The organism is Rhodopila sp. (assembly GCF_965276935.1).
Lineage (GTDB): Bacteria > Pseudomonadota > Alphaproteobacteria > Acetobacterales > Acetobacteraceae > Rhodopila.
On record NZ_CBDIBS010000003.1, the window covers coordinates 1,092,768 to 1,112,044 of the forward strand.

Consider the following 19,277-nt stretch of genomic DNA (forward strand, 5'->3'; position numbering starts at 1 on the left):
TTGGGATCAGGTCGTAGGGCGGGGGATCAGGTCGTAGGGCGGGGGGATCAGGTCGTAGGGCGGGGCAAAGCCGGACAATTCGGCCAAGCCGCTGGACCAGGCGTGCAGGTTGGGCCAGTGCGCGATGTCCATGCCGCTCTTGGCGATGAACACCATATGGCTCCAACGATCGACGTCGGCGATGGTCGGCAGGGCACCCATCAGCCGGTCCCGCCCGCCCGCGACCTCGTCGAGGAAGCTGACCGCCGCATCCGCGAGCGACGAAAATAGTCCGTCACCGCCGGATCAGTTTTACGAAACCAGTCCGAAAGTGCCAGGTGCCGCATTGGCTTCCATGGCAAGCTGAAGACGACACCGCCGAACAGCGTCGGCCGGCCAGGATCGATTGCCATATTGACCATGCGCTTCCCGTCATTCCCAAGCGACGAACCATGCGTGGATAAACGCTGACGCGCAATCCGCCGTCAGGACAGTGTAGAGGTCTGCTGCCGACGGCGGAGACATGCGATGTCATGTGCCGTATAGGCCAGCGTGATCAGCCTTCGCGCTTCATTGTGCCTTCCTTGCCTGGCCACCCGGTCGGCACGACACACAATCTCCCGCGGAGAAGGGTCCGGACCATCAATGCCGAAGCGACGCAGGATTTCAATATGATTTGCGATCAGTTGTGTATAGACACGCAGTTGCGCAACGCCCGCGGGTGAGAACCGGCACGGCTTCGTGTTCATCACGTAAAACACGCCCACGCAATGACTCTCACGGTCGAATACCGGGCAACCGGCGTAGGACCGCAGGACAGCAGCAGAACCTGAATCTTCGTGCTCCAGCGGCAACTGCGGGATGACGCAGACGTCCTTGCCAGCGGCGGTGACAGCGCAAGGGGCAAATGTCTGCGGCATCACCATGACATCGCGAATGAACAGAGACGTCGTGCAGGAAAACTCGGAAGAACCCAGCGAAAGGGCAGCGAACGGGAGTCGCAACTCGTTCCGAGCAGCACAGGCGACGGCGCGGATCGTCTCATTGGAAACTAAATTACCGCCGATGGCGGATATCTCCAGGTAGTTGCATGACGATGCGACACAGCCCCGGTGTGACATGAGGACTTCCTTGATCGTTGCGTTTACTCGATCGCGTCTTGCGATTTAGTTCAGGTCTAAACAGTAGTCGCGCCTGTTGACTGATACATAAGCAGCGATGCCGTATTGTCCAGGGTTCTGGTTCATCGCCTGGCCAGTCACGCCAGACCGCTTCATGCCGCGCCAACACGGCTTGAAGCGGCGCTTTCACGGTGCCATTGCTGGCGGAATATAGCCTTTTGCCCGTGTGCCGCCGCCTGATCGGGCGTTAGGCGTATCGCGCATGGTCCGCCGGCCCCACCATCAAACAATCGTTTATACTACAGGTCTAAACAGAAACGCCGGCGAAAGTCGTCCTCGCCAGCGAATCCGAAGTAAGCGATGCACACGTCTCGGACCGTTGCTGCCGATCACGATAACTGTAAACATCAGGGTCAAGATGGCGATCAAGAGGCGGTGACAAAAAATGTCGGTGCGCTTTCAAATCGGACCGGCCTCAGAATTCGCGGCACGCCGGACGTCGCTCCACCGGCGCCTGAACTGGACGGGCATGCGCCGCGCACTGCCGGTTTGGCTGGCATAATCCAGCTATCAAAGTTGGCCCGTCCGCCGGACGGATCGTTGTCCGGCCATCAACACAATAGTGTGGTGTGCTGGTGCCCACCGCGCTGGTACGGGATACTCTCCGCCGAATTGTTCAGCAACCAGCTCGGCGGAGAGCCAATGTCATGAGCACTCTCGTCCCATCCCGACGTGTCCGCGGCTCGCAGCCCCTGCTGCCGAACCTGGACGCAGACCCAACCACGGCCGACGCCAACGCGGGATCAGATATGTGGGTCGTGCGCCTGCGCGACCTGCTGGCCGAGCGGTCGCCGCAGGTTGTTGAGGCGGCCGAGGAGGCTTTGCGGGTCCATCCGGTCGATCCCGAAATCCTGCTGCTGGCCAGCCTCACCGCTCTCGCCGCGGCTCGGCCGGAGCGCGCGCTGGCGGTGATCAAGCGTTACAGCAAACGCTATATACAGAATAAATCGGCGCTGCTGTTGATCGGCCTTGCGCTTGCTCAGCAGGGTCATTTTGCCCGTGCCCTGACCCTGCTGAAGGAAAACCACCTGGACGGGAACCAGGCGGCGCTGGCCTGGTTCGTCGGCGACGACATCATGAATGACTGGCTGTTCGCCCGGCTGCGCGAGATTAGGCTGGAGGGATCGCGTGCTCTGGTCCAGGCGAAGCGACCGTCGCAGGTGAGGCAGGGCGCGACACCAGGCTCCGCCCGTCAAGCAGCACTTTCCCAGGCGAAGCCCCAAAGCGTTCGGCCGGCGCCCGCCACCTCGGTGCTGCCCACCGTCGCTGATCTGCCGAAGCTGGAGGCCCGGTTCGACATGACGTTCGACCTGGTCAATCCTGATGCGATCGAGATCGCTGGCGCTGAGACCGATCCCGATCAGATCCCGTTTCGGTTGCGCGGGGAGTTGGTCCGGCTCAGCCTGTTCGAGGGGTTCGACGAACTGCTCTGCCTGCCGGCGCTGCAGGGCGTCGAAGCGCATTGGTATCAGGTCGAAACTGTCCGCAAGGTGCTGAAGCAATATCGCGGCCGCGTGCTGCTGGCTGATGAGGTCGGTCTCGGCAAGACCATCGAAGCCGGAATGGTGCTGAAGGAATACATCCTGCGCGGGATGGCCGAGCGGATCTTGATTCTGACGCCGGCATCGCTGGTGGGGCAGTGGCGTGACGAGATGGCGGCCAAATTCGGCATCGAATTCGCCACCAGTCACGATCCGCTGCTGCGCGGCGATCCCGCTGCCTTCTGGGCGCAGCCGCTGGTGATCGCCTCGATCGCATCGGCACGGCGCAAGGAGCAGGCGGCGATGCTGGCTGGATTGAACTATGACGTGGTGGTGGTCGATGAGGCGCATCATCTACGCGACCAGTCCAGTGCCAGCTACCAGTTGGTGAACCGGCTGCAAAAACGTTTCCTGCTGCTGCTGTCGGCGACGCCGGTGCAGAACAGCCTGCTAGAACTGTACAACCTGCTGACCTTGCTGCAACCAGGCATCTTCAAGACGCAGAAGGAATTCCGCTCGGTCTACATGGTGCCCGGCAAGCCGCGGGAACCGGCGAACCGGGAGCGGCTGCGCGACCTGATGCGTGGCGTGATGGTGCGCAACACGCGGGCGCTGGCGGCGCTTCGGATGCCGCGGCGAAATGCCGCCACCTTGCGGGCCGCCCCGGATGCGACGGAGGCCGCCTGCTACGCGGACTTGGCCGCGCTGGTGAGGGAAGCGGCGGGCGGAGAGGAAACCCACCGCCTGTCGCTGCAGCATCTGCTGGCGGCGGCCGGATCGTCTCCCGTGGCCGCCGCCGCCGCCATCGGCCGTTACGTGGAGCGCCATCCGGGGGATAAACGCTGGGCCGAGCTGCTGGCCCGCACGCGCGCCGTCGCCGCCGGGGCAAAGCAAACCGCGCTGCTGAAACTGCTGGCGCAGAATCCGACCGAGAAAAAGCTGGTGTTCGTCCATCAGCGCGACAGCCTGATGCATCTGGCGGAACGGCTGCGCCGGCAGAAGATGCCGTTCGCGCAGTTCAGTGGCGACATGTCCGGCCCGCAGAAGGACGCGGCGGTCGATGCTTTCCGAGACAGCGTCAACATCCTGCTATGCACCGAGTCCGGCGGCGAGGGGCGCAACCTGCAATTCTGCAACACATTAATAAATTTCGACATTCCCTGGAACCCAATGGCCATAGAGCAGCGCATCGGCCGCATTGACCGCATCGGCCAGACACGCGAGGTGTTCATCTTCAACCTGGTCACCGCCGGCACGATCGAGGACGAGGTGCTCCGCATCCTGGATGAAAAGATCAACATGTTCGAGCTCGTGGTCGGCGAGGTCGGCGCCATATTGGGTGAGGTTGATGAACAGCAGGAGTTTTCGACGCTGGTGCTGGACGCCTGGTTGCAAGGCACCGAACAGGCCCGCGCCGATGCCTTCGCCAGGCTGGAGAATCAGTTGCTCGCCGCCCGCCAGGACTACGATGCCGTGAAGCAGCTTGACGAGGCATTGTTCGGGAATGAACTCGATGCAGCCTGATGCCGCCGAACCTGGCCGGATGCAGGAGTTCGCCGAGGCTCTGCTGCGCCAACAAGGTGCTTTGGTCGAGCCGATTGAGCCCGAGGGCCTGGAAGTCCTGGCGCCCCCCGAGGTGCAGCATGCGCTGGGCGTCGGCGAGCTGGCGCGCCTGGGTTTCGGCACCACGTTGCCGCCGGCCGCTCAGCGCGTCGGCATGGAGTCTGACTGGCTCGACCGTTTCGCCCGGCTGCTCGGCCCGCAAGGACGTCGGTCAAGGCGTGTTCTGCCGCTGACCGGGAAGGCACCTGGCGATCCGGAGCGGGTGCTGGAGCATGAGCTGGTGCTGGATAACGCAACGTTCCGGTTGCTGGAGGTGACGCCGGCCTGGACGCGCTACCTGGTGATGGATTTTCGTGCCTCGGCCGTTTCGGACGACAAGCGCGACTTCATGCTGCGCGTGGGCATCAACATGGCGACTGGCGCGCTGCCGGACACGGTGCTCACGGCGATCGGACCATTGATTGACCACGAAGAAACGACTTTAATAATGCCGGACAACGCCGATCCGCCGGCGATTTGGGACAGGACACGCGTTCTTGGCGTTTTGGCGCGGGCATTGCCGGCGCGACTGGACGCGGCGCTAGGTCCCTTCGTCAAGGGGCTGCGCCGGCGCCTCGGACGCGACCAGGACCGGCTGCACCAGTACCACAACGATCTATACTGTGATGCGCTGCGACGTGCCGCCGTGCTGCCCGAGGGCGATCCGAAACGGGCACGGGAGGAACAGCGGGCCGCGGCGATCGAGCGGGAATATCGCGCCAAGCTGGACGATCTGGCGCGGCAATACGCGACACGGGTTACAATTGAATGGGTTCAGACGCTGGAGCTGATAATGCCGGTGCACCGGTTCGCGGTGCAGATCCGGCGGCGCAAGGCGGACCGGACCATTCATCTGGATTGGAACCCGCTGGCGCGGCGGCTGGAGCCGCCGGTGTGCGAAGCGACCTTCTCGGCGGAACGGCCGCGCCTGGTGTGCGACGATGCGCTGCATCTGGTGGTTCCGGCCGCATTGGCTGCTTGCTCGAACTGCGGCCGGGCGTACTGCCGAGCGTGCCATGCGGAAGCCTGTCCGAAATGCGGCGCGGCGGAACCGGCGCGGGCACTGTCGCTGGGCAACTGGGCTGGTGGGATGCCGAGACTATAAGTCTCGCTCGGTCTTCCATGTGTGCCTGATCGTGCCTATGACCGCGATGCCACTGGACGACACCGCGAACTGGGCGAACAATGACCCGATACGCTGGACGAGGACAGGTGTGATCGGAATGCTGATCGGACGTCGCCCCATCGTGGCGGCCGCGGCCGTCTCTGGCCTGATGTTCGATGCACGGAGCGGACGAGCCATCGATGTCGAGCCGCCTTGCGGGCCGGTGCGCGGGCTGGCCGCGGAGGGTGTGACGGCGTTTCTCGGCCTACCCTATGCCGCGGCGCCGACCGGCGCGCGCCGCTACAATTCTCCCCGTCCCGCCAGGCGCTGGACGGCGCCGCGCGACGCCACGCGCGCGGGTGCGGCCTCGATTCAGACGCTTGGGGGCGCCGCTGCCTGGCTTTATGAAAGTGCTACGCCGCAGAGCGAGGACTGCCTGTTCCTCAACGTCTGGACGCCGGGCGTGACGGGCCGGCGGCCGGTCATGGTCTGGATCCACGGCGGCGCCTGGCGCACTGGACGCGGCAACGCGGTGGGCACGAACGGCACGGCGCTGGCCAAGACGGGCGATGTGGTGGTGGTGACAATCAACTACCGCCTGGGCGCCCTCGGCTGGCTGGCCCATCCCGCGCTGGCGGACAGCGAAACCGGCGCCTTCGCGAACTGGGGCCTGCAGGATCAGGTCGCGGCATTGCGCTGGGTCCAGGCCAATATTGCCGCATTCGGCGGCGATCCGGCGAATGTCACCTTGTTCGGCCAGTCAGCCGGCGGCTCCTCCACCGCCTCCATCGCGCAGGACAGCCGCAATGCAGGGCTGCTGCACAAGGCCATCATCGAAAGCGGATCATTGCACGGCGCCCCTGGCTTTCCGGAAATCGCGACCGCCGCCGCCTACGCCGAGGCGCTGGCCAAGCGGCTGGATGTGACCGTGCCGGAGTTGCGACATGTGCCGGCAATGACCCTGCACCAGGCGGAGCTGACACTGGCGCGAGATCCGGTGATGGTGCGCAGCCTGGGCCGGCCGCCGGTGCTGCCAGTCCTGGACGGGGTGGTGCTGAAGGTGTGGCCCCGCGACGGTGCCTTGCCCGCCATCCCTCTGCTGATCGGCACGACCCGGACCGAGGGGACGTTCTGGTACGACCTGATCGGCCCGGATGGCAAGCAGGTGCCCGGCTTGGCACCGCCGGCTGACCGGGCGCGGCTCGTCTCCATGATCCACGACCTGGTCGCGATCTATCGGCCGGAGGGTGCCAATATCCCGCCCGAGCATATCGCCGACGCCTACGCCGCGGCCGCACGACAACGTGGCACCTCGGACACGCCGCTGCCGCTATGGATCGCGGCTTATACCGATATCGTGTTCCGCCTGCGCGCCCGCGCCGCGGCGGAGCGCCACGTGGCCGCGGGCCATCCAACCTTCCTGTACGAGTTCGCCCGCCCGCTGGTCCCGCCCGCGCACGGCGTCCCGCACACGGCGGAGATCCCCTTCGTGTTCGGCACCTATGCCGATCCGTTCTTCGCCAAAAAGGCTGGCGACGGGGCGGACTCGGCGACGCTCTCGGCCTTCATGCTTGGCACTTGGGCCGCATTCGCGCATCGGGGTGTTCCGGACAAGAACTGGACGCCGGCCGCCGATCCGATGCCGTCGGTGAACATCCTAGGCGGCTCAGACGGACTGCACGCGGTAGACCACAACCTGCGCACGGAGGAACTGGCTGCCTGGAACATGCGCTAGCCTGAACTTTACCGTCTTTTCGACGTAAGTCATTGATCCGACTCCGGACCCCACCTGCTTGCTGTCTACGCTGCCGTCAATTCGACCCCCAACAGACTGAGTGCGCGGCGCTGTATCGGCGTTGCGGTGGTCTGAACGGTAAGCATCTTCTGCCCTGCGAAGCAGACGGTGTTTCGGGCCAATGTTGCCAGATCGCCCAGCAGGGTGCGGAAGCTGTGCACCGGCTGGAGCTCGCCGCTAGCGTCCACCACGCGCTGCGTCGAGGCCTTGCGATAAGCCGCCTTGGAGACCTTGGCCTTGGCCACTGGCGACGTCCGCTCTGCTTCGGCCGACGCGCGGTCATGATCGTCGAACAACATCGGCGCCAGCGGCTGGCGCATATGCCACTCCAGGTAATACGCCAGCATGCACAGCAGGACATGCGCGCGTACCCGCGGCGCGGTCCAATGGAACACCGGCCGCAGGTCCAGATCGACGCTCTTGAGGCAGCGGAACGCGCGCTCTACCTGGGCCAAGGCTTTGTAGGCCCGCACGGTCCCGGCGGTATCGATCTGCTTGGCGGGGAGGTTGGTGCGCAGCACGTAAAAGCCATCGAACCTGGCTTCATCGGCGATCGCTTCGGCCTTGCGCGTGAAGTCAAATGCGGCGTCGGTGATGGTCAACGCGAAATGCTTGGCCATCTTGCGTTTGCCCAGGAGAGCGCCGACCGCGCGGCCGATGTCCCCAGCCCCGCGCAGAGGGTTCTTCGCGCGCGTCACCCGGGCCTGGATCTTGCTCAGGTCGGCCTCGGTCAGCGCCAGTAACGCGTCACGCTTGCGTTGGCGTTCCGCCGCCAGCAGCGGGTTCTGGCACACCACCAGCCGTTCGTCGGGATAATCCGGGCTGCTGATCTCAGCCATATCGCGGGTGTCGAACAGGGAGAATTGCAGCTGTCCGCCTTCCGCCAGTTGCCGGATCGCCGGGGCACGCAGCGCGGTGATCCAGTCTAGGCCGGCGGGGCGGAGGGCTTGTTCGATCCGTGCGGCGGTGAGCATGCCGCGGTCGCCGACCATCACCACGTGGCGCAGCCGCAAGCGCTGCTTCAGCTTGCTGATCTGCGCCGCGACGGTGGCCGGGTCGGCGGTGTTTCCCTCGAACACCTCGACCGCCACGGGGCAACCATCCGCGGCACACAGCAGGCCGATCACCAGTTGCGGCCGATCGCCACGGCTGTCGCGGCTGTAACCGTGGTGGGCCAGCGGACAGCAGCGGCCCTCGAGGTAGGTGGAGGTGACGTCGTAGAGCACCAGCGCGCCGTTCTTCAGATGGCGGCGGGCGAGTTGGTTTTCGATGAAGGCCTGCTCGCTGCCGAGCCAGTCGAGGGTGGTGTAGATTTCGCCGGCGGTAACGCAGCCAAGGCCGAGGCTTTCACCCAGCGAGTGGCTGGCGGTGGCGCTGTCGAGCATGCGCGCTGTCGCCAGCTTCGCCGCCGGGTCGAGCAGTCTGGCGACGATCAGCGCCAGCGCCAGGTCACGGCGGCGCGGCGGGGCGCGGCGCGGCAGCAGATCGTCGAGGCCGATGCGCCGTGCCACGCTCAGCGCCGCAAGCACGTGGCCATGCGGCAGCGAGCGGCGGATCTCGAAGCCGTTGTCACCAACCGGGGCGAGCGGGTCGCCACGCAGGGCAGCACGCAGAGTCTCGATGCGCTCGACCGGCAGCTTGGAGAGGTTGGCCAGCGTGCGGTTCTTGACCTTGCCGTCCTCGCGATAGGTTTGGCGCAGGAGGAAGGACGGTTTGGCGTTACGGTTTGGGACCTTGGCGATGTGCATGAGGCATGGAATCAAACCGGTTCGGCCTGTGTCAAGGAGAAATTCGCCAAATGCTTGACTACGTTCGTGGCACGTTTCCTTGGTAATCAACCGGATGGCTCAAAAACACAGCAAAGTTCGGGCTAGCTGAGCGGTCCGCGATCACGCCGCCTGCTGCACCGCCGCCAGGAACCGCTCGACCTCCGCCTTCAGCACCGCCGACTGCGCCGTCAGATCCGTCGCCGCGTGCAGCACGGTGCCGGCCTTGTCGCCGGTCTGTCCAACCGCCTGATTGACCACCGTGATGTTGCCGTTCACCTCCGCCGTCCCGGCCGCGGCCTGGGCCACCGCCTGGGCGATCGCCTGCGTCGCTGATCCCTGCTGCTCCACCGAACCGGCAATCCCCGTCGCGATCTCGTTCATTCGCTGGATCGTCGCGGCAATCGAGCGGAGCGCGCCGACCGCCTGACCCGTGGCCTGCCGCATCGCGGCGATCTGCACGCCGATCTCCTGCGTGGCACGAGCGGTCTGGGTGGCCAGGTTCTTGACCTCGCCGGCCACCACGGCGAAGCCTTTGCCGGACTCGCCGGCGCGCGCGGCCTCGATTGTCGCGTTCAGCGCCAACAGGTTGGTCTGTCCCGCGATATCGCCGATCAGTCGCACCACCGAGCCGATCTTGTCCGCCGCCTCGCTCAGGCCGCCGACGCTGGCATCCGTCGCGGCGGCTTCCGCCACGGCCTCCGCCGCGATGTGCGCCTGTTCGGCGACCTGTCGGGTGATCTCGGCGATCGATGCCGCCAGTTCCTCCGCGGCCGCCGCGGCGGCACTGACGTTCCGAGCGGCCTCGTCCGAGGCCGCCGAGACCGCGTCCGTGCGTTCCCCCGCATCGACCGCGCTTTGCCGCATGCCGGAAGCAGCCAACCGCATGCCGTCGGCCGAATCCCCGATGGTGCGGGCAATGGCGCCGACACTCTGTTCGAACTGGTCCACCAGCTTCACCTGACCGGTCAGCCGGCGCCAGATAATCAGCGGCCCGGCATAGTCGCCCTGGCGGTCGTGCGTGGCGATGACCCGAAGCTCCATCGTCTCCGGGCCAATGGCGAGGCGCAGGTGGCTTGGCAGGTTTGCAGGATCGGTCAGAATCGCGCGCTGCTGCGGCGGCAGGGCCTGGAAGACGTTCATGCTCTGGCCCACCAGCTGGTCGATTGGTACGGCCACGGACTCCTTCACGGTCTCCAGGATCCGGCAAGCTTCGGCGTTCAGATAGGTAATGCGGCAGTCGCCGGTCGGTTCGGCGGTCATGACGCCGACCGGCATCTGCTCGATCATCTGGCTTTGCAGGAAGGTTTCCCGCATCACCCCGCGCAGCCGCTCTACCGAGGCCGCCATGCGGCCGACTTCATCGCCCCGATCGGTGTAAGGCACCGATCGTCCGGTCTCACCCGCGGCGATCGCCTGCACGATCCGGGTCAGCCGGCGGATCGGTCCCGCGATCGTCGCGGTGACGCCGCCGCCGGCGCCGATCATCAGCACGGCCGTCGCGGCGATTATCATGGTAATGTGCCGCCAGGCGGCGTTGGTGGCGTCCCTGGCGATGGCGGATGCGGCATCCGCCCGCTGGGCGGCGGTCTCGGCCAGCGCTTCGAAGGCCGCTTGCATCGCCTGGCTGGCCTGTTCCACCTCCGGCCCGGCGACATCGTCCAGGCGCTTCGTCATGTCGATCAGATCGGCCGAGGCCTGTGCGATGCCGGCGCCGATCGAGCCGACGATGCGGGCGTCGGCCTTGATCTGATCAGCGGCGCCGCCGCCCATAATGGCGGTCATGCTCGTCTGCGCCGCCTGCGTCGCTTCCCGGATACTATTGGCGGCGGCGGGATTGCCGGTTGCCATGAACATCAGCGCCGCACCCTGCAACCGGCCCATCGCCAGTTGGTAGCGGGTCAGTTCCGCAAGGTTCGCGTCGTTCTGGTTTCCATCGCCTGATGTCGTGGCGGCTGCCCGTACGGAATCGACGCCGCTCGCCGGCGCGGTGCCCGCGGTCAGTTCATTGCGCAGCGTGTTCAGGCTGGTGTCGAACACCTGCCTGACCTGGAACAGCTTCTTCTGCCGCAGCGTGATGATGTCGCCACGCAAGGCGCCGGCCCGGGTGACCGCCGCCATCAGCGCGTCCAGCCGGCCGATCGACTGGTCGAGCAACCCGAGGTCAGCCGCGTCCGTCAGGCGATCCCTGACCCCGCGCATGATCTCCGTCGCCTGGTCGCGCTGATGCGTGGCCCGCTCGGTTGCCGTCCTGATGCCAGCGGCGGTCTGCTGGTGCGGCAGTTCGCGGCTGACCACCCGCAACTCCTGCGCCGCGATCAGGCCGCGCTGCACCTGATGCTCCACATCGGCCTGAGCGGTCACGCTGGCCTGCAGCGAGGCGACGAAGGTCAGGCGGTCCAGGGCAAACCAGGCAACGCCGGTCAGCAGGCCGAGTGCGCCAGCGACAGTGAGTGCCAGCTTCCAGCCGATCGGCAGGCTTCTGGCCACGCGTGCGCAGGCATTGATGGACAACATCGGCATGTCTTTCCTGAACCAAGGCGGTGCAGCGTATGGCGAAGACCTTAAGGAAACGTAAAGGTAACATATGTGAAGAGATCCGGGGAGGACAGGGCGGCTTTCATCCGACTACATCCAGGACAAGACATATTGTCTTCACCGCACGTCAAACCTCGGCCAAAAACGCATTGAACCCCTTGTCCAAGCATGATCATGGCCGCGCCCGATCTGGACAGCCTTGAACCCTACGCGTATCGCTGCATCCCTGAATTCATCCGAGGCAAGCCATGCTGTTCGACTTCGCCACGACGCAGACCCGCGACATCTACAAGCTGCTGGTCTCGACCATTGGCCCCCGGCCGATCGCCTGGGTCACGACGCAGGACACCGATGGAACGATCAACGCCGCACCGTTCTCGTTCTTCAACGCGATGTCGGGCGATCCGCCGGTGGTGGCGTTCGGCATCGGCGGACGCGCTCCCGGCGACGTGAAGGATACCGGCGGCAACATTCGCCGCACTGGGCAGTTCGTCGTCAACCTGGTCAGTTATGAACTGGCCGAACCGATGAACGTCACCGCCATCGATTTTCCGAAAGGCGTAGACGAACTGCGGGAAGCCGGTCTGACCACGGCGGCTTCACTGCATGTCAAGCCGCCGCGGATTGCCGAGGCGCCGGTCTCGATGGAGTGCGAACGGCTGGTGATTGTCGATGTCGGCATCGACCGCGCGGTGGTGCTTGGCAAGGTGCTGGCAATCTACGTGCGGGACGACTGCGTGCTGGACCAGGACCGCTGCTACATCGACACGCCGAAGCTGGACCTGATCGGGCGCATGCATGGCGGTGGGTGGTATTCGCGGGTGACGGACCGGTTCGAAGTACCACGTATCAGCGTGGCCGAGTGGGTGGCGCGCAAACCGGAAGCCGCGGAATAACGCGGGAAATCACCAGATCTTTCTAATTTTGCACCAGCCGCCTTGATGTTGACCGGTCGGCGTGACGGCCTTAACCATCATGGCGGGCGAAGGGCCGCCATCCACGTCTTTGTCTGTGCTGGGAAAGGCGTGGATGCCGACCTGCGTCAGCATGACGAGATAGCGCCGCCGATGTGTCACTTCCTGCGCCGGTTGATATTACAGGTGGCACTCCAATGTCCGGGCTTGAATTTCATCGACCTGGTGGAAGAGCCCTCTTTTTAATCCCTCCGCCCTCTTGCTGTCATCTTCCGGTTCATCCCGGTTGAATCGGCTGTGCGATCACCCGAATTGCCAGCCAACCCGTGCGGAGCATCGCGGATCTGCCACGGTCTCGCCAAGAAGTTTTCGATGCTTTCCTAAAATTAACCAGCACGGAGCAACCTTAAGACACAATTCATTTCCATTATGTCGATCAGCAGCGGCTAATCTGCGCAGGCAATGAATAAGGATGGTGACAACGATGTGCACGACAACCATCAGCACGCTTACACTGAACACGATGCTGCAGGACCCGCTTGTACGCCTCGTGATGCACAGCGATAAGGTGTCAGAAGAAGATCATTCCCAGTTGCTGTTCCGGATTCAGGAATCGCTTATGGCGCGTGCAGAGGTTGCGGAAGCACGCGTCCAGACGGCAGCTTGAGTCTAGATTTTGGACTGGTTCGGTCACCCATAGCAATCGGATCAAGCGTTTGTGTCATGGCAGGCACAGGCCAACCACTGATACCAACGGGTTTCAATGCTGACCGCTCCGCGCGGCAGCCTCAATCGTTATGATGGGCGAAGGCCGGCAATCCACGCCTTTACATGCGCAAAAAAGCCGTGGATGCCGACCTCCGTCGGCATGACCAAGTGGCGCCCCGTCACCCCGGCTGGCCTGACTGGATCGCCACCCAAATGCGTTCCGGTGTAGCAGGCATGTCAATATGTTTGACGCCATACCGGGACAGGGCGTCCACCAGGGCATTCATCACCGACGGCAGAGCGCCGGCACATCCAGCCTCGCCGCAGCCCTTCGACCCCAGCATGTTTGTCTTTGCCGGCACAGGGTGGGAGGCAAAGGTGAAGAACGGCGCGTCATTGGCCCGTGGCAGGGCATAGTCCATGTAAGACCCGGTCAGCGGCTGGCCGGACTCATCATAGACGACGTGCTCCATGAAGCACTGGCCGATGCCCTGAACGATGCCGCCGTGCGCCTGGCCCTCGACCAGCATCGGATTCACGATCACGCCAAAATCGTTGACCATGCTGTAGCGGACAACCTCGGCGACGCCGGTTTCCGGATCAACCTCCACTTCGGCCACGTGGCAGCCGTTCGGAAAGGCGAAGGGCGGGCTTTGCGCGACGTGGGACACCGACAGCGTGGTCGGCACGCCTTCAGGCAACATGACGCTGCCATCGCGCAGCTTGTCCGCGAGGTCCATGAGGCCAATGGCACGATCGGTGCCAGCGATACGGAAACGGCCGCCGCCGCGAACGATCTCGAACTCGATGTCGCCCTCGGCCGCTTCCAGAACATGCGCCGCGATCTTGCGGCCGTTCTCCCGCACGATCTCCGCGCTTTCGATGATCGCGGTGCCGCTGGCCATCAGCGACTTCGAGCCGCCCGTTCCGCCGCCAGCCAGCAATTCGTCTGAATCGCCCTGCAGCAGGCTGATCTTCTCGAATGGAATGCCAAGCCGGGAGGCGAGCACCTGGGCAAATGGGGAAGCGTGGCCCTGACCGTAGTCCAAGGTGCCCGTGATGAGGGTCACCGTACCGTCCGGTTCAAACCGGATGCCGCCCATCTCGGGCGCGGGCGGCCCAGTGACCTCCAGATACTGGCCAATGCCGCGGCCGCGCAGCTTGCCGCGTTCCGCGCTGTCCTTCCGGCGCGCCGGAAAGCCGTCCCAGTCGGCAACAGTCAGCGCCTTGTCCAGGATCGTCGGGAAATCACCGCTGTCATAGGTGGTGCCGGCGGGAGTCTTGTAGGGCAGCGCCTCGGGCTGGATGTGGTTGCGGCGGCGGATGTCGACGCGGTCGATGCCCATTTCCCGCGCCGCGGTGTCCAGCAGGCGCTCTATATAATAGTTGCCCTCGGGACGGCCGGCGCCACGGTATGGACCGACCGGCGTGGTGTTGGTAAAGATCGCCTTGGTGGAGACTGCCTGCAGCGGCGTCGCGTAGACGCCAATAGTGTTGCGAACGACGTTGCCAGTGGGTTGCAGCACGGTGCCGTTGGACAGATAGGCGCCGATGTCACCGTAGCCGGTGACCCGCAGCGCCAAAATTCGCCCCTCCGCATCCAGCGCGATCTCCTGCTGCATGTCGTGCGCTCGGCCGTGGCTGTCCGACAGGAAGCTTTCACCACGCTCGTCGGTCCATTTCACCGGGCGGTCCAGCAGCCGAGAGGCGTAAAGGATGGCGGGATATTCCGGGTAGCAGGACGCCTTCATGCCGAAGGAGCCGCCGACGTTGCCGGTCAGCACGCGGATCTTCTCGACCGGCGCCTTCAAGGGCCCCATCAGAAGCTGGCGCATGTTGAACACGCCCTGGCAGCCCAGCCGCAGCGTCCAGCGCTCGCTATCCGGGTCGTATTCGGCGATGGCGGAGCGTGGTTCCATCGGACAGACAACGACCCGGCTGTTAAAGATTTTCAGCTTCGTGACGTGCGCGGCCTTGGCGAAAGCCGCCTCGACCGCCGCGGCATCGCCATGATGGAAATCCAGGATGACATTGCCGGGCGTCGTGTCGAACAGTTGTGGGGCGCCGGCGGCCACGGCCTCGGCGGCGGAGGTGACAGCCGGCAGCACCTCGATGTCGGGGACTACGGCCTCGGCCGCGTCCTTCGCCTGCTTGGCGGTCGCCGCCACGACAACCGCGATCGGATCGCCGACGAAGCGGACCTTGTCGGTTGTCAGGATCGGCTGGGTGGGCTTGGGCATGTCGCTGCCGTCGCGCATCTTAAGGGCCATGCCAGAGGGCATGTTGCCCATCCCGGCGGCGATCAGGTCCGCGCCGGTCAGGAGCGCCAGCACGCCTGGCATGGCTTTCGCCGCGCTGGTGTCGATTGCGCGGATCACGCCGTGCGCGTAGCCCGAGCGGACCATAACCGCGTAGACCTGACCCGGCAGGTTCAGGTCGTCGGAATAACGCCCCTCGCCGCGCAGCAGAACCGGGTCTTCCTTGCGGGGAACCGGCTGGCCGACGGCATATCTTTCCTCGGCGAATAGGGTCAGATCGACAGGTGCGTTCATGCTTGCGTCCCTTGCGGCGATGGTGCTTTGCAACATGGCGTCGGTTGGCCGGGGCGGCAAGGCGGGTGGCTGGCCCGTCGCGCGGGGAAATGGCATGATACGGCGGTGGATGATGGAGGGCGTGGATGCCGACCTATGAATATGAATGCCCGGATTGCGGCCCATTCAGCGAGCTCAGGCCGATGGCCGAGTACGACCGGCCGCAGCCCTGCCCGGATTGTGAGGCGCTGGCGCCTCGATTGCTGACCGTGGCGGCAATCGGCGGTGGGACCTTGCCCGCCGATGCCGGCAATGCGCCGGCACGCGCGCATGTCGGCGGATGCGCCTGCTGCGCCGCACCGCGACGATTTTCCGCCGAGGCGGTGTAGCGGGATTACGTGCGATAGTTTGTCACGTAACCGATTCCAAATAAACCCGCTTGTGATCTTTAGGCGCTAGCGGCTTCCGATCGCACCATTCGTATGGCTGAGACAACGCTCCCTCGCGTGCTTGATTGCTCGGCCATGACGAGTTCAAGGTGGAGCGACCTGATGCAACCAGCGTGAGCGGACGACGCTCTGACGCACGTCGGCGCCGTATCCTGACCACTTGCACGAACTTATCCTTACGCTGTCCCGACATCTGTCCAGGGCCAATCGGGTCTGCCGGATGTCCATGACGAATTCGAGCATTTGCCAGTCAGTAAAGGTTTCATTCTATCTTTTGACTGTCATATTACATACCGCTCCCGATTTATGTTTGAAAAATCCCAAGTTATATAGGATAACTTTCTTCAGCGCTTCGCTTATCCACAGCACAAATTGGACAAAATCGTCCCGTTTCAAACTACTTGCCGCGTCCCACGTTGTGATCGGCCGAAGTCCCTGTTACGCCCCGGTCCGTTCGTCGGCCGAGCGGACTTGCGTTCAAACAAGCAACAGTGGAGCATGTGCATGTCCGGTTCGACAAGCAGTGGAAATATTTATAACAGTGGGAGCGTAATTGGTTCTGGATCGGATTCGATCGTTCTGAATGTCGCGGAAGATCAAGCGCTTGGCGTAAACGCGAACTTCACCGTGAATGTTGACGGGCAGCAGATCGGCGGCATCCAGACCGCCACGGCCTCACAGTCCTCGGGGCAGGCGGAGCAATTCACCTTCGAGGGCAACTACGGCGTCGGCCAGCATAACGTTACGGTAACATTCACCAATAACTTCATTTATCCGGTCATAAACGCCGACGGATCCTTGTCGACCAACACTGGCGCCGGCGACCGAAATCTATATGTTGACGGCGTCTCCTATAATGGGCAAACCGTTTCCAACACGACAACGCCGATCTACGTGTCGCCGGGATTCCCACCGAACTCGAATACGGTTGAACCCGGCAATGCGGTCTTTAAAGTAAATGATACGACACCGGTTCCATCCGGTTCGTCGCCAAATCCGACGACGACGCCCGGGCCGGTGTATGTTGGCAGTGGACCCGATACGCTCGTGCTCAACATGGCGGAAGATGCGTATAATGGCGATGCGCAGTTTACCGTTTCGGTCGACGGTCAACAGGTCGGTGGAACACAGACCACGACCGCCGAGGTGTCGGAAGGCCAGCAGCAAGCATTCAATCTTCAAGGCAACTGGGGCGGCGGTACGCACACGGTCGCCGTGACCTTCACAAACGACGGGGTCGGCGGTTACTATCCCGGCACCAATCTTGGACTCGATACTGCAGATCGCAACCTGTACGTCATGGGCGCGAGCCTCGATGGTGGCGCGTCGGCATCCGGTCCGCCGTGGGAGCAGGCAACTGACGGCACCTATACATTCAACGTCACCGCCGGTTCGAATCCCGGGGCCGGTGCAAGTTCCAGTTCGACGACAGCCACGCCGGCCGCGACAACGGCAAGCACCGACAGCACGACCAGCAACAATGCAACGATCACCGCAAGCAGCCTTGCGTCCGGCCAGGCGTCGACCGGATCGTCCAGCGGCATGAGCTTCGTGTCGACACCAACGACCTCGGCGTCGGGCAGCAGTGGCGGCAGCAGCAGCAGCGGCACATCGACCGACACGACGCCGGCGACAGTGGCATCGGTAACCAGCGGCACGAGCACCTCCTCGCAAGACTATACCGTGCCTTCAGCAGGTGGCTCGTCTGACAGCAGTGGAGGCACCGGTTCGACCGGCGGCGGCGGATGGTCGTGGTCGAACCAGCACGACGCCGGAGGCAACTGGGCGGCGTATCATCAACAAAGCTGAAGGTCTGGCCCAAGCGGTTATCCGCCGTTTGGGCCATTTTTATACCGGTCGATGAAGGCGCCCATCAGGCGTTTCGTTTCGTCGGTGCCATGTGCCGCCGCAACCGCGCGGATGCCTTGCTGGATCGCCTCGACAATCGACATGCGTTCCCAGTCACGAATCAATTCCTTTTGCGCACGAATCGCATTCGGGCCGGCTTTCAGGATGGCGGCGATCCAGTCCTCGACCGCCGCGTCCAGTTTATCCGGCGGCGCCACGCGTTCCACCAGACCACACGCGGCAGCCTCGGCGCAGTTGATGTGACGGCCGGTAAACACCAGTTCCCTGGTTTTGCCCCACCCGATCAACTGCGGCAGCAGGCAGGCCTCCATGCCGGACGGCAGGCCGAACAACACTTCGGGCATGCCGAACCACGCGGTGTCGGCGGCGGCGCGCATGTCGCAGGATGCGGCGATCTCCAGCCCGGCGCCGAGACACCAGCCGTTGATGCGGGCCAGGACGGGCACCGGACAGCGACGGACGGCTTCGCAGACCCGGTGGGTCAGGCTGGGACCTTCGCTGGCGTCGTGGCGGACGAAGCCGGCCATCTCCGTGATGTTGGCACCGCCAATGAAGGATTTGTCGCCGGCGCCGGTCAGGATGACGACGCGCAAGTCGGGCTCGTTGAGCAGGCACTCGATCGCTTCCGCCAGTTCGCGCTTGCCGGCATTGCCAAGGGCATTGCGCTGGGCTGGGTTGTTGACGGTGACGGTCGCGACGGTCCGCCCAGGGCTGAATGCGGTTTCGATCATGAACGCCGGCGCAGCACCGCATCCTTGATCAGCGGCATGCGGTCGTTGCCGAAATACATGTCGTCGCCACCAACGAACATGGTAGGGGAGCCGAAACCGCCACGGTCGATCAGTTCCTGCGTGCTGGCGCGTAGGGCGTCCTTGACCGGTTGCTGATCGATGGCGGCGAACAGTTTGTCCGGATTGGCATCGATCTTCCGAAGGACGTTTGTCAGCACGGGAACTTGCGAGATGTCCTGGTCCTCGATCCAGTAAGCCTTGAAGGTCTCGCGGGCGAACGGAACCAGCTTGCCGTCGGGTTCCAGTGCGATGCAGGCGCGCATGGCCTTGACGCTGTTCACCGGAAATACCGTAGGCCGGTAGTGGATCGGAATGCCGAGGTAGCGCGCCCAGTCCTGCTGGTCTTTCTTGCCATAGGCGGACTTTGCCGGCACCGGCTTTTCGCGGGCGTTATGGACGCTGGGATTGACCGCGTTGAACACGCCGCCGACCAGGATGGGGCGCCACTGAATGGTGACCTCAATCTCCTGCTGCATGTGCAGCAGGCTTTCGAAAGCGAAATAGGACCATGGACTGGAGCAGTCAAAGAAACATTCCATTTCGGTCATGCAAAAGCCCTTTTTGAGGT

General features: G+C 64.1%; 15 protein-coding genes. 7 read left to right on the plus strand and 8 right to left on the minus strand.

Translation table 11 applies throughout. The annotated features are described in order from the left end of the window. Positions 1 to 6 precede the first annotated feature (6 nt). The gene (locus ACQY4S_RS12880) at positions 7 to 201 is read right to left on the minus strand and encodes a hypothetical protein (RefSeq protein WP_428485600.1); all 195 of its coding nucleotides are present in this window, start codon (positions 199 to 201) and stop codon (positions 7 to 9) included. A gap of 263 nt (positions 202 to 464) precedes the next feature. Next, the gene (locus tag ACQY4S_RS12885; protein WP_428485601.1) at positions 465 to 1,100 is read right to left on the minus strand and encodes a hypothetical protein; all 636 of its coding nucleotides are present in this window, start codon (positions 1,098 to 1,100) and stop codon (positions 465 to 467) included. 707 nt (positions 1,101 to 1,807) lie between these two features. Between ACQY4S_RS12885 and ACQY4S_RS12890 the strand changes: the two genes are divergently transcribed. Genes ACQY4S_RS12890 through ACQY4S_RS12900 form a run of 3 tightly spaced genes read left to right on the plus strand, consistent with a single transcriptional unit; the run spans position 1,808 to position 7,083 of the window. Next, a complete protein-coding gene (locus ACQY4S_RS12890) occupies positions 1,808 to 4,165 on the plus strand; it encodes a DEAD/DEAH box helicase (protein ID WP_428485602.1) in 2,358 nt (785 codons plus the stop codon). Beyond that, the gene (locus ACQY4S_RS12895; protein WP_428485603.1) at positions 4,155 to 5,348 is read left to right on the plus strand and encodes a hypothetical protein; all 1,194 of its coding nucleotides are present in this window, start codon (positions 4,155 to 4,157) and stop codon (positions 5,346 to 5,348) included. Before ACQY4S_RS12890 ends, ACQY4S_RS12895 begins: the two co-directional genes overlap by 11 nt. Before the next feature lie 37 nt (positions 5,349 to 5,385). Continuing rightward, positions 5,386 to 7,083, plus strand: coding sequence for a carboxylesterase/lipase family protein (locus ACQY4S_RS12900; protein WP_428485604.1), 1,698 nt, complete (start codon positions 5,386 to 5,388; stop codon positions 7,081 to 7,083). 65 nt (positions 7,084 to 7,148) lie between these two features. On the opposite strand, the gene ACQY4S_RS12905 is transcribed toward ACQY4S_RS12900, so the two are convergent. Further along, positions 7,149 to 8,891: an IS1634 family transposase gene (locus ACQY4S_RS12905; RefSeq protein ID WP_428483124.1), complete on the minus strand. Its 1,743-nt coding sequence runs from the start codon at positions 8,889 to 8,891 to the stop codon at positions 7,149 to 7,151. Between the two features lie 141 nt (positions 8,892 to 9,032). Beyond that, on the minus strand, positions 9,033 to 11,432 hold the full coding sequence (locus ACQY4S_RS12910; RefSeq protein WP_428485605.1) for a methyl-accepting chemotaxis protein: 2,400 nt from the start codon (positions 11,430 to 11,432) through the stop codon (positions 9,033 to 9,035). Between the two features lie 263 nt (positions 11,433 to 11,695). On the opposite strand from ACQY4S_RS12910, the gene ACQY4S_RS12915 reads away from it, so the two are divergent. Then, positions 11,696 to 12,343, plus strand: coding sequence for a flavin reductase family protein (locus tag ACQY4S_RS12915; protein ID WP_428485606.1), 648 nt, complete (start codon positions 11,696 to 11,698; stop codon positions 12,341 to 12,343). 9 nt (positions 12,344 to 12,352) lie between these two features. Here ACQY4S_RS12915 and ACQY4S_RS12920 read toward each other — a convergent pair whose 3' ends face one another. Then, positions 12,353 to 12,496: a hypothetical protein gene (locus ACQY4S_RS12920; RefSeq protein WP_428485607.1), complete on the minus strand. Its 144-nt coding sequence runs from the start codon at positions 12,494 to 12,496 to the stop codon at positions 12,353 to 12,355. A 349-nt stretch (positions 12,497 to 12,845) separates the two neighbouring features. Between ACQY4S_RS12920 and ACQY4S_RS12925 the strand changes: the two genes are divergently transcribed. Beyond that, on the plus strand, positions 12,846 to 13,028 hold the full coding sequence (locus ACQY4S_RS12925) for a hypothetical protein (RefSeq protein WP_428485608.1): 183 nt from the start codon (positions 12,846 to 12,848) through the stop codon (positions 13,026 to 13,028). 220 nt (positions 13,029 to 13,248) lie between these two features. Here the strand turns inward: ACQY4S_RS12925 and ACQY4S_RS12930 are convergent, their stop codons facing one another. Further along, a complete protein-coding gene (locus tag ACQY4S_RS12930; protein ID WP_428485609.1) occupies positions 13,249 to 15,621 on the minus strand; it encodes a xanthine dehydrogenase family protein molybdopterin-binding subunit in 2,373 nt (790 codons plus the stop codon). A 125-nt stretch (positions 15,622 to 15,746) separates the two neighbouring features. Here ACQY4S_RS12930 and ACQY4S_RS12935 point away from each other — a divergent pair, with 125 nt between their 5' ends. Together ACQY4S_RS12935 and ACQY4S_RS12940 are read left to right on the plus strand one after the other, a co-directional pair. Beyond that, the gene (locus ACQY4S_RS12935; RefSeq protein ID WP_428485610.1) at positions 15,747 to 15,989 is read left to right on the plus strand and encodes an FmdB family zinc ribbon protein; all 243 of its coding nucleotides are present in this window, start codon (positions 15,747 to 15,749) and stop codon (positions 15,987 to 15,989) included. A gap of 564 nt (positions 15,990 to 16,553) precedes the next feature. Next, positions 16,554 to 17,858 carry a carbohydrate-binding domain-containing protein gene (locus tag ACQY4S_RS12940; RefSeq protein ID WP_428485611.1) on the plus strand — a complete coding sequence of 435 codons (1,305 nt, stop codon included), beginning with the start codon at positions 16,554 to 16,556 and terminating at the stop codon, positions 17,856 to 17,858. Between the two features lie 17 nt (positions 17,859 to 17,875). Here the strand turns inward: ACQY4S_RS12940 and ACQY4S_RS12945 are convergent, their stop codons facing one another. Then, on the minus strand, positions 17,876 to 18,649 hold the full coding sequence (locus ACQY4S_RS12945) for an enoyl-CoA hydratase-related protein (protein WP_428485612.1): 774 nt from the start codon (positions 18,647 to 18,649) through the stop codon (positions 17,876 to 17,878). After that, entirely contained in the window at positions 18,646 to 19,257 is a 612-nt protein-coding gene (locus ACQY4S_RS12950; RefSeq protein ID WP_428485613.1) for a 2-hydroxychromene-2-carboxylate isomerase, read from the minus strand. The genes ACQY4S_RS12945 and ACQY4S_RS12950 overlap by 4 nt, the downstream gene beginning before the upstream one ends. Positions 19,258 to 19,277 lie beyond the last annotated feature (20 nt).